The organism is Streptomyces sp. NBC_00490 (assembly GCF_036013645.1).
Taxonomy (GTDB): domain Bacteria; phylum Actinomycetota; class Actinomycetes; order Streptomycetales; family Streptomycetaceae; genus Streptomyces; species Streptomyces canus_F.
Genome location: NZ_CP107869.1, coordinates 7,342,669 through 7,361,070, shown reverse-complemented (window position 1 = coordinate 7,361,070; position 18,402 = coordinate 7,342,669). Strand labels below are relative to the sequence as shown.

Annotated in this window: 12 protein-coding genes; 4 read left to right on the top strand and 8 right to left on the bottom strand. The window is 70.4% G+C overall.

Going from position 1 to position 18,402, the window contains the following annotated elements; genetic code table 11:
* Nucleotides 1-50: 50 nt before the first annotated feature.
* On the bottom strand, nt 51-611 hold the full coding sequence (nrdR, locus tag OG381_RS33715; RefSeq protein ID WP_327719764.1) for a transcriptional regulator NrdR: 561 nt from the start codon (nt 609-611) through the stop codon (nt 51-53).
* A gap of 564 nt (nt 612-1,175) precedes the next feature.
* On the opposite strand from nrdR, the gene lexA reads away from it, so the two are divergent.
* The gene (lexA, locus tag OG381_RS33710; protein WP_046257039.1) at nt 1,176-1,955 is read left to right on the top strand and encodes a transcriptional repressor LexA; all 780 of its coding nucleotides are present in this window, start codon (nt 1,176-1,178) and stop codon (nt 1,953-1,955) included.
* A 179-nt stretch (nt 1,956-2,134) separates the two neighbouring features.
* Here lexA and OG381_RS33705 read toward each other — a convergent pair whose 3' ends face one another.
* The 4 genes from OG381_RS33705 to OG381_RS33690 form a co-directional block, all read right to left on the bottom strand.
* Nucleotides 2,135-4,111 (bottom strand): ATP-dependent DNA helicase, encoded by a 1,977-nt coding sequence (locus tag OG381_RS33705; protein WP_327719763.1) that lies wholly within the window; start codon nt 4,109-4,111, stop codon nt 2,135-2,137.
* A gap of 504 nt (nt 4,112-4,615) precedes the next feature.
* The gene (locus OG381_RS33700) at nt 4,616-5,491 is read right to left on the bottom strand and encodes a GNAT family N-acetyltransferase (RefSeq protein ID WP_443061954.1); all 876 of its coding nucleotides are present in this window, start codon (nt 5,489-5,491) and stop codon (nt 4,616-4,618) included.
* A gap of 110 nt (nt 5,492-5,601) precedes the next feature.
* On the bottom strand, nt 5,602-7,761 hold the full coding sequence (locus OG381_RS33695) for an IucA/IucC family protein (RefSeq protein ID WP_443061953.1): 2,160 nt from the start codon (nt 7,759-7,761) through the stop codon (nt 5,602-5,604).
* Between the two features lie 189 nt (nt 7,762-7,950).
* Nucleotides 7,951-9,417, bottom strand: coding sequence for a diaminobutyrate--2-oxoglutarate transaminase family protein (locus OG381_RS33690; RefSeq protein WP_327719762.1), 1,467 nt, complete (start codon nt 9,415-9,417; stop codon nt 7,951-7,953).
* 329 nt (nt 9,418-9,746) lie between these two features.
* On the opposite strand from OG381_RS33690, the gene OG381_RS33685 reads away from it, so the two are divergent.
* Both OG381_RS33685 and OG381_RS33680 read left to right on the top strand, forming a co-directional pair.
* Nucleotides 9,747-10,967 (top strand): trypsin-like serine peptidase, encoded by a 1,221-nt coding sequence (locus OG381_RS33685; protein ID WP_327719761.1) that lies wholly within the window; start codon nt 9,747-9,749, stop codon nt 10,965-10,967.
* 203 nt (nt 10,968-11,170) lie between these two features.
* Complete coding sequence (locus OG381_RS33680) at nt 11,171-12,373, top strand: trypsin-like serine peptidase (RefSeq protein WP_327719760.1); 1,203 nt, start codon at nt 11,171-11,173, stop codon at nt 12,371-12,373.
* A gap of 72 nt (nt 12,374-12,445) precedes the next feature.
* Here the strand turns inward: OG381_RS33680 and hflX are convergent, their stop codons facing one another.
* Both hflX and OG381_RS33670 read right to left on the bottom strand, forming a co-directional pair.
* Entirely contained in the window at nt 12,446-13,945 is a 1,500-nt protein-coding gene (hflX, locus tag OG381_RS33675) for a GTPase HflX (RefSeq protein ID WP_327719759.1), read from the bottom strand.
* Nucleotides 13,946-14,082: 137 nt separating this feature from the next.
* A complete protein-coding gene (locus OG381_RS33670) occupies nt 14,083-15,576 on the bottom strand; it encodes a M1 family metallopeptidase (RefSeq protein ID WP_327719758.1) in 1,494 nt (497 codons plus the stop codon).
* An 88-nt stretch (nt 15,577-15,664) separates the two neighbouring features.
* Here OG381_RS33670 and OG381_RS33665 point away from each other — a divergent pair, with 88 nt between their 5' ends.
* Nucleotides 15,665-16,162: a hypothetical protein gene (locus OG381_RS33665; protein ID WP_327719757.1), complete on the top strand. Its 498-nt coding sequence runs from the start codon at nt 15,665-15,667 to the stop codon at nt 16,160-16,162.
* A gap of 12 nt (nt 16,163-16,174) precedes the next feature.
* Here OG381_RS33665 and OG381_RS33660 read toward each other — a convergent pair whose 3' ends face one another.
* Nucleotides 16,175-18,292 (bottom strand): RelA/SpoT family protein, encoded by a 2,118-nt coding sequence (locus OG381_RS33660; RefSeq protein ID WP_327719756.1) that lies wholly within the window; start codon nt 18,290-18,292, stop codon nt 16,175-16,177.
* Nucleotides 18,293-18,402 lie beyond the last annotated feature (110 nt).

Sequence of the window (18,402 nt, the reverse complement as noted above, 5' to 3'; positions counted from 1 at the left end):
CGACGCCGCCCGGCCGGATCCGGGGTCTTGGCCCGGTTCCGGCCCGCCGGTCAGTCGGCGGCGTGGGCGGGTTCGGGGACCTGAGCAGTCCCTCCGGACCCGCGGTCGTCTTCCTGGCTCCCCGTGACAGCCCCTTCGCGGTCCTCGTCGTCCGCGGTGGGCGGTCCCGTCTGGTGCCTGAGCTCCACGATCGCGGCCTCGAAGTCCTCGAGCGAGTCGAACGCCCGGTAGACGGAGGCGAATCGCAGATAGGCGACCAGGTCGAGCTCCTGCAACGGGCCGAGTATGGCCAGCCCCACGTCATGGGTGGTCAGCTCGGCGCTTCCGGTGGCCCGCACCGCCTCCTCGACCCGTTGGCCGAGTTGGGCGAGCGCGTCCTCGGTGACAGGTCGTCCCTGGCATGCCTTGCGCACGCCGTTGATGACCTTGGTACGGCTGAAAGGCTCGGTGACCCCGGACCGCTTGACCACCATGAGCGAGCACGTCTCCACGGTCGTGAAACGACGGGAGCAGTCCGGACACTGGCGGCGCCTGCGGATCGACGTGCCGTCGTCGGTCGTACGACTGTCGACGACGCGACTGTCGGGGTGCCTGCAGAAGGGGCAGTGCATGAAGTCCCAACCCTCCTCACAGCAGAATCAATAGCCTCGCTGGGCCTCTTGGGCCCCTCGAAGCAGCCCCCAGCATAGGCGATCGCCGAGGGTCCGGAGACCCGGGGGACCACAACTTCTGGGCTGCTGTAGCAATCCAAGCACTAGATGTAGGGATCGGCTCCATAAACACGCCGTACGCGCGTGTCGCTCCCGTATTGGCATGTGCCGCGCGACAACGCCGCCACGCCGGGGACGCTCATGCACAGGCGTACCGCTGCGGCGCATGCGGAGATACCGTGGGCACCGCACGGAGGGGACGTGGGGCTCCCGCGCAGATGAGGGCCGGGGCCCTGCCGCCGGAGCACTGGATGGCAGACTGGGGCACCAGCCCATGAGGTCCCCACCTCGGCGGTGAAGAGTACAACAAAGGGCCCTTTTGTCCGCTGGACATCACGTTAGCCATACACCCAGACACATGATCGCGGCAGGCAATCCGCGATTTTTCACTCGAACGTGTGTTTGGCGCAACCTTTCGAAAGCAACTACCGTTGTCCAGCAGGGAGACCATCGAGAGGGGCCGACGTGACCACCACCGCAGACAGTGCCACCATCACTGCCCAGGACCGCTCCCAGGGCCGACTCGAGCCGGTGCATGCGATGAACGAAGCCACGAATCCCGAGGGGCACAAGCGCTCCCTGCCGGGCCGACCGCCAGGCATCCGGGCGGACAGCTCGGGGCTCACCGACAGGCAGCGCCGGGTGATCGAGGTCATCAGGGACTCCGTGCAGCGGCGCGGCTACCCGCCGTCGATGAGGGAGATCGGACAGGCCGTCGGCCTCTCCAGCACCTCCTCGGTCGCACACCAGCTCATGGCACTGGAACGCAAGGGCTTCCTGCGGCGCGACCCGCACCGCCCGCGCGCATACGAGGTGCGGGGCTCGGACCAGGCCGCCTCCGCCCAGCCCACGGACACCGCCGGCAAGCCCGCCGCGTCCTACGTCCCGCTGGTCGGCCGTATCGCCGCTGGCGGACCGATCCTCGCGGAGGAGTCCGTCGAGGATGTGTTCCCGCTTCCACGACAGCTCGTCGGTGACGGCGAGTTGTTCGTCCTGAAGGTCGTCGGCGACTCCATGATCGAGGCCGCCATCTGCGACGGCGACTGGGTCACGGTCCGCCGTCAGCCCGTCGCCGAGAACGGCGACATCGTGGCCGCGATGCTCGACGGCGAGGCCACCGTCAAGCGCTTCAAGCGCGAGGACGGCCACGTCTGGCTGCTCCCGCACAACGCCGCCTACGAGCCGATCCCCGGCGACGACGCGACCATCCTCGGCAAGGTGGTGGCAGTGCTGCGCCGCGTGTGACGGCCGCGGCGGGCGGACCACTTCGATGGTCCGCCTTCTGACCGGGCCCCGGGACCTCTGCGCCGGTTCCGGGGCCCAGTGCTGTGCGGACGCCTTACGGCGGTTCAGGCGACCGACGCCATCGCCGGGCGTGGGGTGTGGGGCGGCCTGACCAGCGACGGTCAGCCCACCCCGCACTCCTACTCCGCTTCCGCCGACTTCGCCGTCGCGTCGATCGAAGCCAGCGACTTCCGGACCTGGTTACGGTCCGTCGTGTACCAGAAGTCGGGCAGCGACGCCTTGAGGTAGCTCCCGTATCGGGCGGTGGCGAGCCGCTGATCCAGTACGGCGACCACACCCCGGTCCCCCGACGCCCGCACGAGACGGCCGGCGCCCTGGGCCATGAGCAGCGCCGCGTGCGTGGCGGCGACCGCCATGAAGCCGTTGCCGCCCGCGTCCTCCACCGCTTTCTGCCGGGCGCTCATGAGCGGGTCGTCGGGGCGCGGGAAGGGGATCTTGTCCATGACGACCAGCTGGCAGCTGGGGCCGGGCACGTCGACGCCCTGCCAGAGCGACAGCGTGCCGAACAGGCATGTCTTCGGGTCTGCCGCGAAGTTCTTGATCAGCTCACCGAGGGTCTCCTCGCCCTGGAGGAGGATCGGGAACTCGGGGATACGGGAGCGCAGTTCCTCGGCGGCGAGCTGGGCGGCCCGCATCGAGGAGAACAGGCCCAGGGTGCGACCGCCGGCCGCCTGGATCAGTTCCGTGAGCTCGTCGAGCATGTCCGCGCGGTCGCCGTCCCGCGCGGGGCGCGACAGGTGCTTGGCGACATAGAGGATGCCCTGCTTCGGGTAGTCGAAGGGCGAGCCGACGTCGACGCCCTTCCACTGCGGGAGGTCGTCTCCTTCGAGGCCCTCGGGGGACAGTCCCAGGGACGCGCCGACGCCGTTGAAGTCGCCGCCCAGCTTCAGGGTCGCCGACGTCAGGACGACGGAGCGGTCCGCGAATAGCTTCTCCCTCAGCAGGCCCGACACGGACATGGGGGCCACACGAAGGGAGGCGCCGAAGCGGTCGTGCTGCTCGTACCAGACGACGTCCCACTCGGAGCCGTTGGTGATCCGCTCCGCCACGTCGTGCACGCTCTCGACAGAGGCCAGAGCCTGCTTGCGTACGGAGTCCTCGTCCTGGACGGACTTGTCGCGGGTGGCGCCGATGGCGGAGATGACTGTGCGGGCGGCATCGCGCAGCGCCATGAGGGCGTAGCCGAGGTCTTCCGGGATCTCCTCCAGGCGGCCCGGCAGCGCGAGTTCCATCAGCCGCTCGAAGCCCTCCGCGGCGGTCTGGAGCTGGTCGGCGGCCTTCTCGTTGACGAGCCTCGCCGCCCGGCGCACCGCGCGGTTGACCTGCCCGGGGGTGAGCTCGCCGGTGGCGACTCCGGTGACCCGGGAGACCAGTTCGTGTGCCTCGTCGACGATCAGTACCTCGTGCTGCGGCAGCACCGGGGCACCCTCGATGGCGTCGATGGCGAGGAGCGCGTGGTTGGTGACGACGACGTCGGCGAGCTTGGCGCGCTCACGGGCCATCTCGGCGAAGCACTCCGCGCCGTACGCGCACTTCGTGGCACCCAGGCACTCCCGGGACGACACCGACACCTGGGCCCAGGCCCGGTCGGAGACGCCCGGAGTGAGGTCGTCGCGGTCGCCGTTCTCCGTCTCGTCCGACCAGTCGCGAAGCCGCAGCAGGTCCTGGCCCAGCTTGCTGGTGGGCGCCGCCGCCTCGAACTGGTCGAAGAGGCCCTCTTCCTCCTCCTGAGGGACGCCCTCGTGGAGGCGGTGCAGACACAGGTAGTTCGACCTGCCCTTGAGCATGGCGAACTCCGGGCGGCGGCGGAGCTGAGGGTGCAGCGCGTCGACCGTGCGCGGGAGGTCCCGTTCCACGAGCTGGCGCTGCAGGGCCAGGGTGGCGGTGGCCACGACGACTCTCTCCCCGTGCGCGAGCGCGGGCACGAGGTAGCCCAGCGACTTTCCGGTGCCGGTGCCGGCCTGCACCAGCAGATGGGAGCCGTCGTCGATCGCCTCCGCGACGGCTTCGGCCATGGTCACCTGACCTGGGCGCTCCGTGCCGCCGACGGCGGCGACGGCGGCATGCAGGAGTTCGGGGAGTGAGGGCTTCGTCATAGCGCGACAACCCTACGGCCCACCACTGACAAACGAGAGGCCAAGGGGGGACGAGGGGCGGGATCAAGGCCGGGTACGGGAGGGGCTGGGGATCGGATGGGTTCGCTTGAGGTCGGGATTGGGCGATTCAGGGTCGGTTTCGGTCTGTGCGGAGGTGGGATCGGTTCAGATGCGAGACGAGTGCGTCGGGCTCGGTCCGGATCGGTCAATTCCGGACGGGATCGGTCTGCGGTGTGCGGGCCCGTCGGACACTCAGATGCCGACCGGGTCTGGCGCGGACCTGCTGAGCACGGACTGGCTGACCAGGGACTTGCCGGGTGCCGACCGGTCGAGGGGTGTCGGTCGAAGGCACGCGGGCGGTCAGTACTGGCCCAGGAGGTCCGGTCGGGGGCCCGCACCCGCCCTGCACGGCGATGTCACTCCGGCCTGAAAAAAGGTGCGAGGCGAGTGGGAACCGAGCCGGGACGAGCGGTGTACCAAAAGTGACACTGTCGCGACGTTGTGTCACATCAGATCGCGCAGGCATCGGTCTCGGACCATGAGGGCGGCTCGTTTGTCGGGCAGGTCGACCTCGGCGGAGAACCGGAAGCCGGCGCTCAGGAAAGCGGAGACAGAAGGGGTGTTTCGCATGGCGGGTTCGGCGATGACACGGGCACAGGCGGGGCGCTTGTCGAGCACGAGGTCGGCGACAGCTCTGAGCAGTGCGCTGCCGAGACCTCGTCCGCGGTCCGTGACCGAGCCGATGAGGAGGTGGATACCCGTGTCGTGAGGTCGGGCGGGGTAGTGGCGGGCCAAGGGATCGAGGTCTGCCCGGTAGATCTCCCAGTAGCTCATCGGCGTGCCGTCCAGGACGCCTAGGCAGGGGACGCTTCGGCCGTCTCCGGCGAGTTGGGCGTGCACATGGTCCGCGGCCAGGTTCCGGGGGCCGGACAGTTGCCAGAACTCCGCGACGGTGGGGTCGTTCATCCAGCGGCTGATGAGCGCGAGGTCCTGCTCGCCCTGGACAGGGACGAGGTGGAACATCCCCACGGGCGTGTCCACGGATCCCCAGTCGGTGACGCTGTCGAGGAGGTCGGCACATGCCCGGGTGGCCGATCCGGGCCCTGCCGTGCCGTGCTCGCCTCGTCGATCCTCGCCGCTGTCGGAGGCTTCGTTCGCGATGAGCGCGAGGAATTCGTCGGGCAGGCGCAGTTCGAGAGTGTCCTCGCTGTCGGATCCCCACGCTGGATCGGCGTCGATACCCCGGACGGGACCGGCATCGGCGATGCCCGGGCCGGCTCCGAAGGCGGTGCGACGGTCGGCCGGGCCGGGGTTGGTGCAGGTTGCGGCATCGGTGCCGGGGGCGGTACCGGCGTCGGCACTCGCGTCGGTGGAAGGCACGGCGACGCTCCTCTCAGGAGACGGGTCGGGGCATGTTCCTCGGGAATGAAGGGGGTTGACGGTGATCACGGGCGACGGAGCGCCGGCGATGAGGCGATACACGGGGGTGATCACGAATGCAGGGGGTTGGCGATGGTGACGTACACGGACTGGGTGTCGACCGGGCCGACGAGTTCGTCGAGGCCATGCAGTCGGGTCAGGAGGTTGGCCTTGCAACGAAGAACGGGTGAGTCGAGCAGGCGGGCGGGCAGTGAGGTGCGCAGCCGGGAGGGTCCGGAGGCGATCTCGCTCAGGAAACGGCGGAAGGCGGCGAGCAGCAGCCGTTCGTCGGCGAGGCGCTGGGAGCCGAACGCACCGATGAGACCGAGGACGTTGTTGATGCCGAGGTAGTACGCGAAGCGTTCGTCGGTGACCTCGTCGGAGACGAATGTGTCGCTGTGCTCGCCGGTTCCGGGGAGCCTGGCGTCGAGTTCCGCACGTCGGGAGGCTCGGAAGTAGTAGCCCTGGTTGTCCCGGTAACGGCCTCCCACGGGCCAACCGTCGCCGTCCAGGTGGACCAGCGTGTTCTGCTGATGCGCCTCCAGGGCGATGCCGGCCTCCGCGTCGAACCACAGCACCGGACGGACGACCTGCTCCAGATAGCGCAGGAACCACTCGGCGGCGACGGCACCCGGCGGTCGACCGGTCCGGCACGCGAGGCGCGTGACGACGTCGGCGAGACGGGACCGCGTGGCCGGCGGGTGGGCCGTCCCACCGCCTGTCGTGGTGTCCGGCCAGGGGAAGGGCCTGGGCGAGACGAGCCCGGCGACGCAGGAGACGTCGTCCGTGGGGCGGAAGGGGTTGTGCCGGATCATCACGTCGAGTCCCGGCACGGGTTGGCCGTCCGGTCCGTCCACGGCCAGCCAGGCCGGGTCGCGGACGATGTCGAAGCCAGGATGAACGGCTTGCCAGTGCTCGACGAGCCCACTGCGCAGAAGGCGGTGGACCTCGACGCCTCGGTGGAGTTCCTTACGGAGATTTTCGCGGCGGGAGTTGGTGATGCGCAGTCCCAACGAGAGCTTGAGCATGGCGGGGGCACCGGAGCGATACACGGTCCGGACGGACGAGGTGGCGTGCCACGCGGAGCCGTGTGCTCCGAGATCCCTGAGCAGTCCGGCGTCGAGCAGGGCCGCGGTCGCGGGATGGTGCCGGACTTCCCGCAACTGCCAGGGGTGGAGCGGCAGGGCGGCGTATCCGTCGGGCAGGGGCAGGCCGGTTTCGGCGAGGCGTGCTGTGAGGTGTGCCGCCGGGATGGGGCGGCCGCGCTCGGTCCAGGCCGAGTCGGTGGCGAGGACGGAAGGAGCGACGGCGATCCAGTGGAGGGGGAAGGAACCGCGCAACTCAGGTGAGTAGAGGGGTGCTTCGACCTCGGAGAGACCCTCGCGGCTCTTCGGAGCGGGGTGCAGGGGGTGTCCGAGCACCAATGCCTGTTCGGCGGCTAGGAAGAGGTCGGATTCGTCGGCGGGATGCCTTCTGCGCTCGTCGATGAACGTGGCGGTGCGGCGCACGGAGTCGGCTACGCGTGCGGCGAGGTCGTTGCCGGCGGTGGCGTCCAGGAGTGGGAAGGCGGCTTGGCCGACCGGGGCAGGGACGGCGGCCGGCTCGGCGTCGGTGGCCGGGCTGGAGACCGCGGTCAGGGGCCGGGCGTCGGGGCTTCCGTCCGACCTCTCCCTGGTGAGCAGTGCGGTGACCATGACGGCGTCTACGGGCGGGGCCTGTGGGGGAACGTCAGCCAGACGGGGAGGGCCGAAGCGGTGCCAGCCCGTCGGGGACCAGTAGTGGACGGGGGCCAGCAGAGCGGTGCCGCTGGCGGGCAGAGGGATGCGGAGGGTGCCGTCGGCGGGGGCGGGGAGGTCGGCCTCGCGCACCCAGCAGCGGAGGAGGTTCTCCACGGCTGCGGCCTGGGCCGCGGTGTGCGGGTCGGGATGGTCCAGGGGGTCCGCAGGGGTGCCCCGCGGCCGGTCGACGCTCTGACGGTTTCCCGGCGCGGGGGTCCCGTCCTGGCCGGGGAGCTGTCCCGGAACCCGCTCCTGACCTGGTCCGTCGCCCCGGCTGGAGGTCTTCGCTTCCTGAGGACTCCGTCGTCCCTGTTCCGGCACCCGTTCCTGCGGGCGGGGGGCCGCGACGGCCGTCGGTCCGGGCTCGGGCTCGGGCTGCCGGGAAGTCTCCGTGACGGAGGGGCCTCGGGTGGGTGTGCGGACCGGGCCGTCGGGTGCGGAGGTGCTGTTCAAGGCTGTTCCTCGTGAGCGGGTTCTGGGTCGTGCGAGCGGGCCGGGGTCATGTCGGGGTGTGGGAGTGCGTCGGCCTGTGGCGTCTTGGTCGGTGGTGAGTCGAGTGGGGGTGCGATGTCTTTCCGGAGCTGGAGCAGTGGGTCGGGGTCGGTCCAGGTCGCGCGCGTGTGGGCGTTCGCGCGATCCGTGTCATCGGCCGGCGGGCTGGCCCATGCGTGCGGGGCGATCGCCGTGACGGTGGTGTGCGTGACCCGATGGGCTTGTCTGGCCGTGAGAGGTGTGGCCGCGCGCCACCGCCCCCAGCGCGTCGGACAGCCGATCGAGCACCGCGTCCGCCTGCTCCTCGCTGATGGTCAGGGGTGGGAGGAGGCGTACGACGCTCGCGTGGCGGCCGCCGAGTTCGACGATGAGGCCGCGCCGCAGACACTCCCGCTGGACCGCGGCGGCGAGTTCGGGAGCGGCAGGGCGGGAATCGGTGGCCGGAGTCTCGGCAGACCCGCTCCGGCCGGCTTCAGCCTCAGCATGCCGAAGTCCCGTCTCGGGATCCACCAGCTCGACCCCGAGCATCAGCCCCCTTCCCCGCACCTCCCCCACACACGAAAGGCGCTGCCCCAGATCCCTGAGTCGGCACAGCATCCGCGCCCCCAGTACCGACGCGCGCTCGGCGAGGCCGTTCTCGCGGACGTACGTGAGGGTCGCGGTGCCCGCGGCCAGGGCGAGTTGGTTGCCGCGGAAGGTGTCGGCGGGAGCGCCGCGGTCGCAGCGGCCGAGGTCGTCGCGGTACACCAGGACGGACAGCGGCAGGCTGCCCCCGATGGCCTTGGAGAGGATCATCACGTCGGGGGTGATCCCGCTGTGCTCCACCGCCCAGAAGGCGCCGGTGCGACCGACTCCCGTGTGGACCTCGTCGGCGATCAGGGGGATGGATCGGGCCGCCGTGATCTGCCGCATGCGCCGCATCCAGGTATCCGGCGCGGGGATGACGCCGCCCTCGCTCTGCACTGCTTCGACGATCAGCCCGGCAGGTCTCGGAGCACCCGACGCGGCGTCGTCGAGGAGCGACTCGGTCCAGCTGGCGGCGAGTTCGGCGCCGCGAGTGCCGCCGACGCCGAACGGGCAGCGGTAGTCCTGCGGATAGGGCAGCCGCGTGACCCGGACGCCGGCCGCCTCCTCGGAGGTGGCGCATGCCGAGGTGGTCATGCCGTGGTGGGCGCCGGCGAAGGCCAGCATGCCGGTGCGCCCGGTTGCCGCCCGCACGAGCTTGAAGGCGGCCGCCACCGCGTCCGTGCCGCCCGGTCCGCAGAACTGCACGCGCGCGTGGTCGGCGAGACCGGCCGGCAGGGTGCGGAACAGCTCGGCGACGAAGGCGTCCTCGACGGGGGTGGCCAGGTCGAGAGCGTGCAGGGGTGCGCCCGAGTCGAGGACCTTGCGGATGGCCTCCAGCACCACGGGATGGTTGTGCCCGAGCGCGAGGGCCCCCGCGCCGGAGAGACAGTCCAGGTAGCGGCGGCCGTCCGCGCCCTCGATGGTGAGTCCGCGCGCCCGCACGGGCACGATCGGAAGGGCACGCGCATAGGTGCGCGCCGCCGACTCGCGGGCCGACTGTCGGCGCGGAGCCCCCTCGGACACGCACCCGCCGTGCGAAGACTCGGCCACGTCTCGCTGTCCTCCCGCCGTCGTCCCACGCCCAGGGGCGAGCCGACGTCGCACCACGGGCACAGGGGACCGCACAGAGACAGCAGGCCCCCACGGCTACCAACCCCGGACGGTTCGCCCGGTTACGGGTTGCCTCAAGATCCTTGCCGTGACGGAACCGTTGCCGTTCCGTGGGGAGTCCCCCACAGCGAGCGCATAGTGTGTGTTGCCGTTCCAAGAGGCCGTGCGCCCACAGGAGAACGGCACCGGACGGACCAGAGCCGCCGGAGTGCCGATGTGGGGGTCACGGCCGCAGCGCCTAGCTCGTTCACCTCAGGGGGAGTCAGATCATGCGATCCATACGGCCGTTGTCCACCGTCCGCCGGGAAAGGGGGGCGCGCCGCAGAACCTCCCCCGTGCTGGCCGCCGTTGCTCTCGCCTCGGCGCTCGCGCTCACGGCGACCGCCTGTGACTCGGGTGACGCCGAGGCAGGCGGCGAGTCCTCCGCCTCCGCCACGTCGGGCGACGGGAAGATCACCATCCCGGACGACATCAAGGACCGGCTCAAGGAGCACGGGATCGACGTCGACAAGTGGAAGGACGGCGCCTGGAAGGACTGGAGCAAGGACGACTGGCTGCGCGAGGCCGAGGACTACTTCAACCCGATCATCGAGGGCCTGTGGGACCCGGACCGGATGCGGGAGGCCGAGGAGCCGGACAAGGGGGTCGACGACAGCGACCTCGACGGTGACCAGGGCGTGACCGACCCGGAGCCCGCGCCGGTGGACGCGAAGGCCGTGTCGCCTACGTATCACGACAGTGTCCCCGAGGCGGGCAAGGTGTTCTTCGACTCCCCCGAAGGACAGATGGTCTGCTCGGCAACGGTCGTGCAGGACCCGGCCAACCCCGGCAAGTCCAACATGGTGTGGACGGCGGGCCACTGTGTCCACGCGGGCAAGAGCGGCGGCTGGTACCGCAACCTCGCGTTCGTGCCGTCGTACAACGACAAGGGCCTGGCCACCGCCGAGTTGGAGAGTGCCGCTCGGGAAGAGGTCGCTCCGTACGGCGTCTGGTGGGCCGACTGGGCGCAGACCTCGGACCAGTGGATCGAGCAGGGCGGTACGACAGGCGGCGACGGAGCCTCGTACGACTTCGCGGTCATTCATGTGACCCCGGAGGAGGGCGGCACGGGCAAGTCGCTGGAGGAGACGGTCGGTTCGGCTCTGCCGGTGGACTTCAAGGCTCCGGCCGCGACGAAGATCCAGGACATGACGGCGACCGGCTACCCGGCCGCGAAGCCGTTCGACGGCCAGACGCTGTACCAGTGCCAGGACAAGCCGGGCCGTCTGTCGATCAGCGCCTCTGACCCGACGATGTACCGCATCGGATGCACCATGACGGGCGGCTCGTCCGGTGGCGGCTGGGTCGCGACCGGTTCCGACGGCAAGCCGGCGCTGGTGTCCAACACCTCGATCGGCCCGGTGACCGCGGGCTGGCTGGCCGGACCGCGGCTGGGTGAGGTGGCCAAGGGCGTGTACGACTCGGTCAGCGACAAGTTCGCCGGTCAGTGACGACGACGGCGACGGGGCGGTTCACCGGGCCCACCGGCTCACGAAAACCTTCACCGCCCCGTCGCCGTTCGCCCTCAACTCCACGGGCATAGTGGGTTCTCGCGTCACGAGGGGTTCGCGCAGAGCACGGACCCCATGAGTGACACGCCCATGACACCAACGCACTGTGAAACACCAATCGCTCCAACGGGGGTTACCGCACCATGCGTTCCACACGTACGTCCGCGGCGCCGAGTCGCAGGCGGCGCACCGCTCTTGCCGTCACCGGCCTCACCGCCGCCCTGGCGCTGACCGCGACCGCCTGCGAAGGCTCGGACACGGCTGGCGACAAGGCGGGCGCCACGACGTCCCAGGCCGCCGACAGCGGCAACGACAAGGTCCAGATCCCTGCCGACCTCGCCGGCAAGCTCAAGGAGCACGGCATCGACGTCGACCAGTGGAAGGACGGCGCCTGGAAGGACTGGGACAAGGACAAGTGGCTCAGTGAGGCCAAGGACTTCGTCAACCCGGTGATCGAGGGCCTCTGGAAGCCGGAGCGGATGAAGTCCGCGAAGGAGGCCAACAAGACGTACTCGACGAAGGACGCGGCGGCCGACCAGGGCGTCAGCGACCCGGACCCGGTGCCCGTCGAGGCCTCGGCCGAGAAGACGCCGTACCACGAGAACGCGGCCCCCGTCGGCAAGATCTTCTTCGACACTCCCGAGGGCTCGGCCGTCTGCTCGGGCACGGTCGTCAAGGACGTGAACCACCCGGGGAAGTCGAACCTGGTGTGGACGGCCGGTCACTGCGTGCACGCGGGTGACGGCGGCGGCTGGTACCGCAACATCATGTTCGTCCCCGCCTACAACGACTACGGCAAGTCCGAGGCGCAGCTGACGAATTCCAACCCCGCCGAGATCGCGCCGTACGGCCAGTGGTGGGCGGACTGGGCGTCGACCTCGAACGAGTGGATCGCGGGCGGCTCGGAGACCGGCGGTGCCGGTGCCGCGTACGACTACTCGGTGCTGCACGTGAAGCCGGAGTCGGGCGCCAAGTCGCTGGAGGAGACGGTCGGAGCCGCGCTGGACGTGGACTTCTCCGCCCCGTCCGCGACCGAGGTCGCCAAGATGGGCGCCTGGGGCTACCCGCAGGCGGCGCCGTACAACGGTCAGAAGATGTTCAAGTGCATCGACCGTCCGGGCCGGCTCTCGCTCAGCACGACGCTGCCGACGATGTACCGCATCGGCTGCACGATGACCGGCGGTTCGTCCGGCGGCGGCTGGTTCCGGGTGGTGGACGGCGAGACCAAGCTGGTCTCGAACACGTCGATCGGCCCGGCCGACAACACCTGGCTGGCCGGTCCGCAGCTGGGCCAGGGGGCCGAGGCGATCTACCAGAGCATGAGCAAGACGTACGGCGGTCAGTGACCGGAACGCGCTGAAGGCCCGCCCCCTGCGGAGGGGGCGGGCCTTCACGGCGTTCCTGAAGAGCTACGGCCGTCAGGCGACCGGCACCGCGACCGGCACGTACGGCGCGAGATCCGCCGCCAGCTCCTCGTGCACCCGGACCTTGAGCAGGGTGCCCTCCGGGGTGTGCTCCTCGGAGATCACCTCGCCCTCGGTGTGGGCGCGGGCGACGAGCTTGCCGAGCGTGTACGGCACGAGCGCCTCGACCTCGACCGACGGCCGCGGCAGCTCGTTGTCGATGAGGGCGAGCAGTTCCTCGATGCCCTGGCCGGTACGGGCCGAGACCGCGATGGAGCGCTTCTCGATCCGCATCAGCCGCTGGAGCGTCAGCGGGTCCGCCGCGTCGGCCTTGTTGATCACGACGATCTCGGGCACGCGGGTGGCGCCCACGTCCGTGATCACCTCGCGCACGGCGGCCAGCTGCTCCTCCGGGTTCGGGTGCGAGCCGTCCACCACGTGCAGGATCAGGTCGGACTCGCCGACCTCCTCCATGGTGGAGCGGAACGCCTCGACCAGGTGGTGCGGCAGGTGGCGTACAAAGCCGACGGTGTCCGCCAGTGTGTACAGCCGCCCGCTCGGGGTCTCGGCCCGGCGCACGGTCGGGTCGAGGGTCGCGAACAGGGAGTTCTCGACCAGCACGCCCGCGCCCGTGAGGCGGTTGAGCAGCGAGGACTTGCCGGCGTTGGTGTAGCCCGCGATGGCCACGGACGGCACCTTGTTGCGCTTGCGTTCCTGGCGCTTGATCTCGCGGCCGGTCTTCATGTCCGCGATCTCCCGGCGCATCTTCGCCATCTTCTCGCGGATCCGTCGCCGGTCCGTCTCGATCTTGGTCTCACCGGGACCACGGGTGGCGAGGCCGCCGCCCTTGCCGCCGCCCATCTGACGGGACAGTGACTGACCCCAGCCGCGCAGTCGCGGCAGCATGTACTGCATCTGCGCGAGCGCGACCTGCGCCTTGCCCTCTCGGGACTTGGCGTGCTGGGCGAAGATGTCGAGGATCAGGGCCGTACGGTCGATGACCTTGACCTTGACGACGTCTTCGAGGTGGATGAGCTGGCCCGGGCTGAGCTCACCGTCGCAGATGACGGTGTCGGCGCCGGTCTCCAGGACGATGTCCCTGAGCTCGGTGGCCTTGCCGGATCCGATGTAGGTGGCCGCGTCGGGCTTGTCGCGGCGCTGGATCACGCCGTCGAGCACGAGTGCGCCCGCGGTCTCCGCGAGGGCGGCGAGCTCCGCGAGGGAGTTCTCCGAGTCCTGTGCGGTCCCCGAGGTCCAGACGCCGACGAGCACGACCCGCTCCAGGCGGAGCTGGCGGTACTCGACCTCGGTGACGTCCTCGAGTTCGGTGGAGAGGCCTGCCACGCGGCGCAGGGCCGCGCGCTCGGAGCGGTCGAACTGGTCGCCGTCCCGCTCTCCGTCGATCTCGTGGCTCCAGGCGACGTCCTCTTCCATCAGGGCATCGGCCCGAAGACCTTCGGGGTGTGAGTGCGCGAAGCGCTGCGAGTCCTGGGAAGGGGATGAAGAGGAGGTCATTGGGTCCTTACGTCGTTGGGGATGCCGATTCGGCGACCGTCACTGGTGACAACGCACGAGTACCCCGGGAGATTCCCGTGTCCCGTGCCGCGCCGACCTGAAGATGGTCGCACGGCACGGCCCGTCTCGTCATCGCCTTATTTCGCGGCCTTCCCAGTGGCCGCCTTCGGGATCGCCACCGGCTTCCAGTCCGGGTGGCCCGGCATCGGCGGGGTCTTCTCGCCGTAGAGCCAGTCCTGGAAGAAGCCCCCCAGGTCACGGCCCGAGAGCTCCTCGGCGAGCGCGACGAAGTCGGCGGTCGTGGCGACACCGTCCTCGTGACGGCGCACCCAGGCCCGCTCCAGCCCCTCGAAGACGGGCCGGCCGATCTCCTCGCGCAGCGCGTAGAGGACCAGCGCGGCGCCGTCGTAGACGTTGGGACGGAAGATGCTGATCTTCTGGCCGGGGTTGGGCGCCTTGGGCGCGGCCGGCGGTCCGCCCGCGGCGCGCCAGCGGTCGGAGGCGCCGTACGCGGCCTTCATCCGCGTCTCCATGGGCCTGTCGGCCTTCTCCTCGGCGTACAGGGCCTCGTACCAGGTGGCGTGTCCCTCGTTGAGCCACAGGTCGGACCAGTTGCGGGGGCTGACGCTGTCGCCGAACCACTGGTGGGAGAGCTCGTGCACCATGATCGACTCGACGTACCACTTGGGGTAGGCGGGCTCGGTGAACAGGTCTCTCTCGAAGAGAGAGAGGGTCTGCGTCTCGAGTTCGAAGCCGGTGTCGGCGTCGGCCATGAGCAGGCCGTACGTCTCGAAGGGGTAGCGGCCGATCTTGCTCTCCATCCAGGAGATCTGGTCGGGGGTCTTCTCCAGCCAGGGTTCGAGCGCCTCGCGGTGCTTGGTGGGGACGACGTCACGGACCGGCAGTCCGTGCGGGCCGGTGCGGTGCAGCACGGTGGAGCGGCCGATGGACACCTGGGTGAGCTCGGTGGCCATGGGGTGCTGGGTGCGGTACGTCCACGTGGTCTCCCCGGCGACCCGGTCCACGCCGGCCGGCAGGCCGTTCGCGACGGCGGTGTAGCCGTCGGGCGCGGTGACCCGGATCGTGAACATCGCCTTGTCGGAGGGGTGGTCGTTGCACGGGAACACCAGATGGGCGGCGTCGGCCTGGTTGGCCATGGCGAGGCCGTCCGTGGTCCGCACCCAGCCGCCGTCGCGGCCCTGGGCGGACACGGGATCGCTGGTGTGTTGCACGGTGATCCGCATCCAACTGCCGCCGGGCAGCGGCTCCTCGGGCGTGACCACCAGATCCTCGCCGGCGCCGGTGAACGTGGCGGGCTCGCCGTCCACCTCGACCGAATCGACCTTGCCGTGGGCGAAGTCGAGGTTAATGCGGTCCAGTTCGGTGGTGGTCCAGGCGTCGATCGTGGTGACGGCCTTCAGCGGCTTGCTGTTGGGGCCGGCATAGGTGAAGGAGAGGTCGTACGACGCCACGTCGTACCCGGGGTTGCCCAGGTGCGGGAAGAGACGGTCGCCGACGCCCAGCGGGGCGGCGGGCGCACTCGCTGCGATGAGACAGACGGAGACGGCGGAGGCGAGCAGCGCGGCCGCCTTCAGCCGGCGAGGGCTCCTGGCGTGGGGGGTGAGCAGCATGCACCACGGCTACCAGCGCGCGCGTGCCGTACGGCGGCGACTCGCGCCCGGCCCACCCGAACGGGTAACGGCCTGGTTGGATGCGGACATGGACGTGAACGCGGAGTCCGGACTCACGAAGGCGCTCTGGAGCGACGCCGATTTCGAGCAGATGGGGTGGCACGACGTCACCGTGCACGGCATGTACGTGCAGCGGACCGACGACGTGCTGCCGCGCCTGCTGTTCGATCTCGACTACGTCACCCGCTGGGTCCACCCGGTCCCGCCGCAGACGCACTTCAGCTTCTGGATCGCGCCGTCGACGCTCGTCTTCGACGAGGTCTGGGATCTCGAAGGGGATCTCGACTTCAAAGGGCTGGGCGTGGACCTGGAACTCGACGCGCTGCACCGGCTGACGCCCGAGGACGACCGGCCCGGGTGGAGTGACGCGCCGCTGTGGCACCTGGAGGGGCATGCGTTCGACCTCAGGTTCCGCGCCCCCGGCTTCCGCCAGTACATCCGGCAGCCGCCCCGGCTCTCGCGCCGCCTTGTCCTCGGCCACGCCGAGCGTGGCGGCTGCTCCTTCGCCGAGACGGCCTTCGAGTAGGGCGAGCGCCGGTCACACGCCCGTCGTCTGCGCCCTGCTCACGTCGTACACACCCGGGACGTTCCGCATCGCCCGCATGAGCGCGGGCAGCAGTGCCGCGTCCGGGAGCTGGACCGTGTAGGTGTGGCGGACGCGCTGCTGGGTGGGGGGTTCGACGGTCGCCGAGACGATCTCGGCACCTTCGAGTGCCATGGCCTCGGTGAGGTCGGCGAGCAGATGAGGGCGGCCGAACGATTCGGCGAACAGCGTGACCCGGCACTCGGTGGTGTCGCCCCAGCGCACATCGACCTCCGCGCGCTTCGCGTCCTTCATACGCGCCACCGCGGCGCATCCGACGCGGTGCACGGTGACCACTCCCCCGCGCACGGCGAACCCGGTGATGTCGTCGGGCGGTACGGGCGTGCAGCACCCGGCCAGCCGTACGGTCGCGCCGGGCAGGTCGACGAGGACGTCGGCGCTGCCGGGGCGGGCGGCCGGACCGTCCGCGACCGGCGCTTCGGCGGCGGAGCGCGGGGCCGGCTCGCGCTCCTCGACCTCGTGCGGCTCCTCCTGGGAGGGGTGCGTGGCGATCCACCGCTGGATGGCGATCCGCGCGGCGGGCGTGTGCGCGTGCTCCAGCCACTCCCTGGAGGGCTCGGAGGCCGGGTCCTGTCCCATGAGCAGCTGGACGGTGTCGCCGTCCCGCAGAACGGTGCTGAGCGTCGCCAGCCGGCCGTTGACGCGGGCGCCGATGCACGCGTGCGCGTCCTCGCCGTACTGCTCGTAGGCGGCGTCCACACAGGTCGCCCCCTCGGGGAGGCCGAGCGTGCCGCCGTCGGGCCGGAAGACAGTGATCTCGCGGTCCTGGGCTAGGTCCTCGCGCAGGGTGGACCAGAAGGTGTCGGGGTCGGGCGCCGCCTCCTGCCAGTCGAGGAGTCGGGAGAGCCAGCCGGGGCGTGTGGGGTCCTCTCGCTCGCCGTCCGCGGACTCCTCCGACGGAGGAGCGTAGGGATTGGCGAGCGCGACGACGCCGGCCTCGGCGACCTTGTGCATCTGGTGGGTGCGGATGAGGACTTCGGCGACCTGGCCGTCACCGCGCGCGACGGCGGTGTGCAGCGACTGGTACAGGTTGAACTTCGGTACGGCGATGAAGTCCTTGAACTCCGAGACGACGGGCGTCATACAGGTGTGCAGCTCGCCGAGCACGCCGTAACAGTCGGCGTCCTCGTTGACCAGCACCAGCAGCCGGCCGAAGTCGGAACCGCGCAGCCGGCCGCGCTTGCGGGAAACGCGGTGCACGGAGACGAAGTGCCGGGGCCGGATGACGACCTCGGCCGGGATGTCCGCGTCGCGCAGGACGCCGCGTACCTCGTCGGCGATCTCCGCGAGGGGGTCGTCGGCGCGGGAGGCGTTGTCGACGATCAACTCCCGTGTGTGCTCGTACTCCTCGGGGTGCAGGATCGCGAAGACCAGGTCTTCCAGTTCGGTCTTGAGCGCCTGCACGCCGAGCCGTTCGGCGAGCGGGATGAGGACGTCGCGGGTGACTTTGGCGATGCGTTCCTGCTTCTCGGGGCGCATCACGCCGAGGGTGCGCATGTTGTGCAGCCGGTCGGCGAGTTTGATCGACATCACACGGACGTCGTTGCCGGTGGCGACGAGCATCTTGCGGAAGGTCTCGGGCTCGGCGGCGGCGCCGTAGTCGACCTTCTCCAGCTTCGTCACACCGTCGACGAGGAAGCGGACCTCCTCGCCGAACTGCTCCCGCACCTGATCGAGCGTCACATCGGTGTCCTCGACGGTGTCGTGGAGCAGGGACGCCGTCAACGTCGTGGTCTCGGCGCCGAGTTCGGCGAGGATCAGGGTCACGGCGAGCGGATGTGTGATGTACGGCTCACCGCTCTTGCGCATCTGGCCGCGGTGCGAGGACTCGGCCAGGACATAGGCGCGGCGCAGGATGTCGCGGTCGGCGTCGGGGTGGTGGGCCCGGTGGGCCTCGACGACGTGGCTGATGGCGTCGGGCAGCCGGTCGCGGGTCGCTGGGCCGAGCAGGGCGGCGCGGCCCAGACGGCGCAGGTCGATCCGCGCCCGCCAGCGCGCCGCAGGTCCTGTTACCGGACCTGGGGTCGCGGGGTTCGTGGCCTCCGCACTCATGGGCACCTCCGGCTGCGTCAACCGGCGGACGGGGTGCCCCAGGGCGGACACGGCTCAGGGGATGGCATCGGTCCCCCGTCCGGGCCGGTGCTTGATGCTACCGAGCCCAC

Coding starts and splice junctions, on each gene's coding strand:
- nrdR (WP_327719764.1), bottom strand. CDS start 611: ATGCACTGCCCCTTCTGCAGGCACCCCGACAGTCGCGTCGTCGACAGT.
- OG381_RS33705 (WP_327719763.1), bottom strand. CDS start 4,111: ATGACGAAGCCCTCACTCCCCGAACTCCTGCATGCCGCCGTCGCCGCC.
- OG381_RS33685 (WP_327719761.1), top strand. CDS start 9,747: ATGCGATCCATACGGCCGTTGTCCACCGTCCGCCGGGAAAGGGGGGCG.
- OG381_RS33680 (WP_327719760.1), top strand. CDS start 11,171: ATGCGTTCCACACGTACGTCCGCGGCGCCGAGTCGCAGGCGGCGCACC.
- hflX (WP_327719759.1), bottom strand. CDS start 13,945: ATGACCTCCTCTTCATCCCCTTCCCAGGACTCGCAGCGCTTCGCGCAC.
- OG381_RS33670 (WP_327719758.1), bottom strand. CDS start 15,576: ATGCTGCTCACCCCCCACGCCAGGAGCCCTCGCCGGCTGAAGGCGGCC.
- OG381_RS33665 (WP_327719757.1), top strand. CDS start 15,665: ATGGACGTGAACGCGGAGTCCGGACTCACGAAGGCGCTCTGGAGCGAC.
- OG381_RS33660 (WP_327719756.1), bottom strand. CDS start 18,292: ATGAGTGCGGAGGCCACGAACCCCGCGACCCCAGGTCCGGTAACAGGA.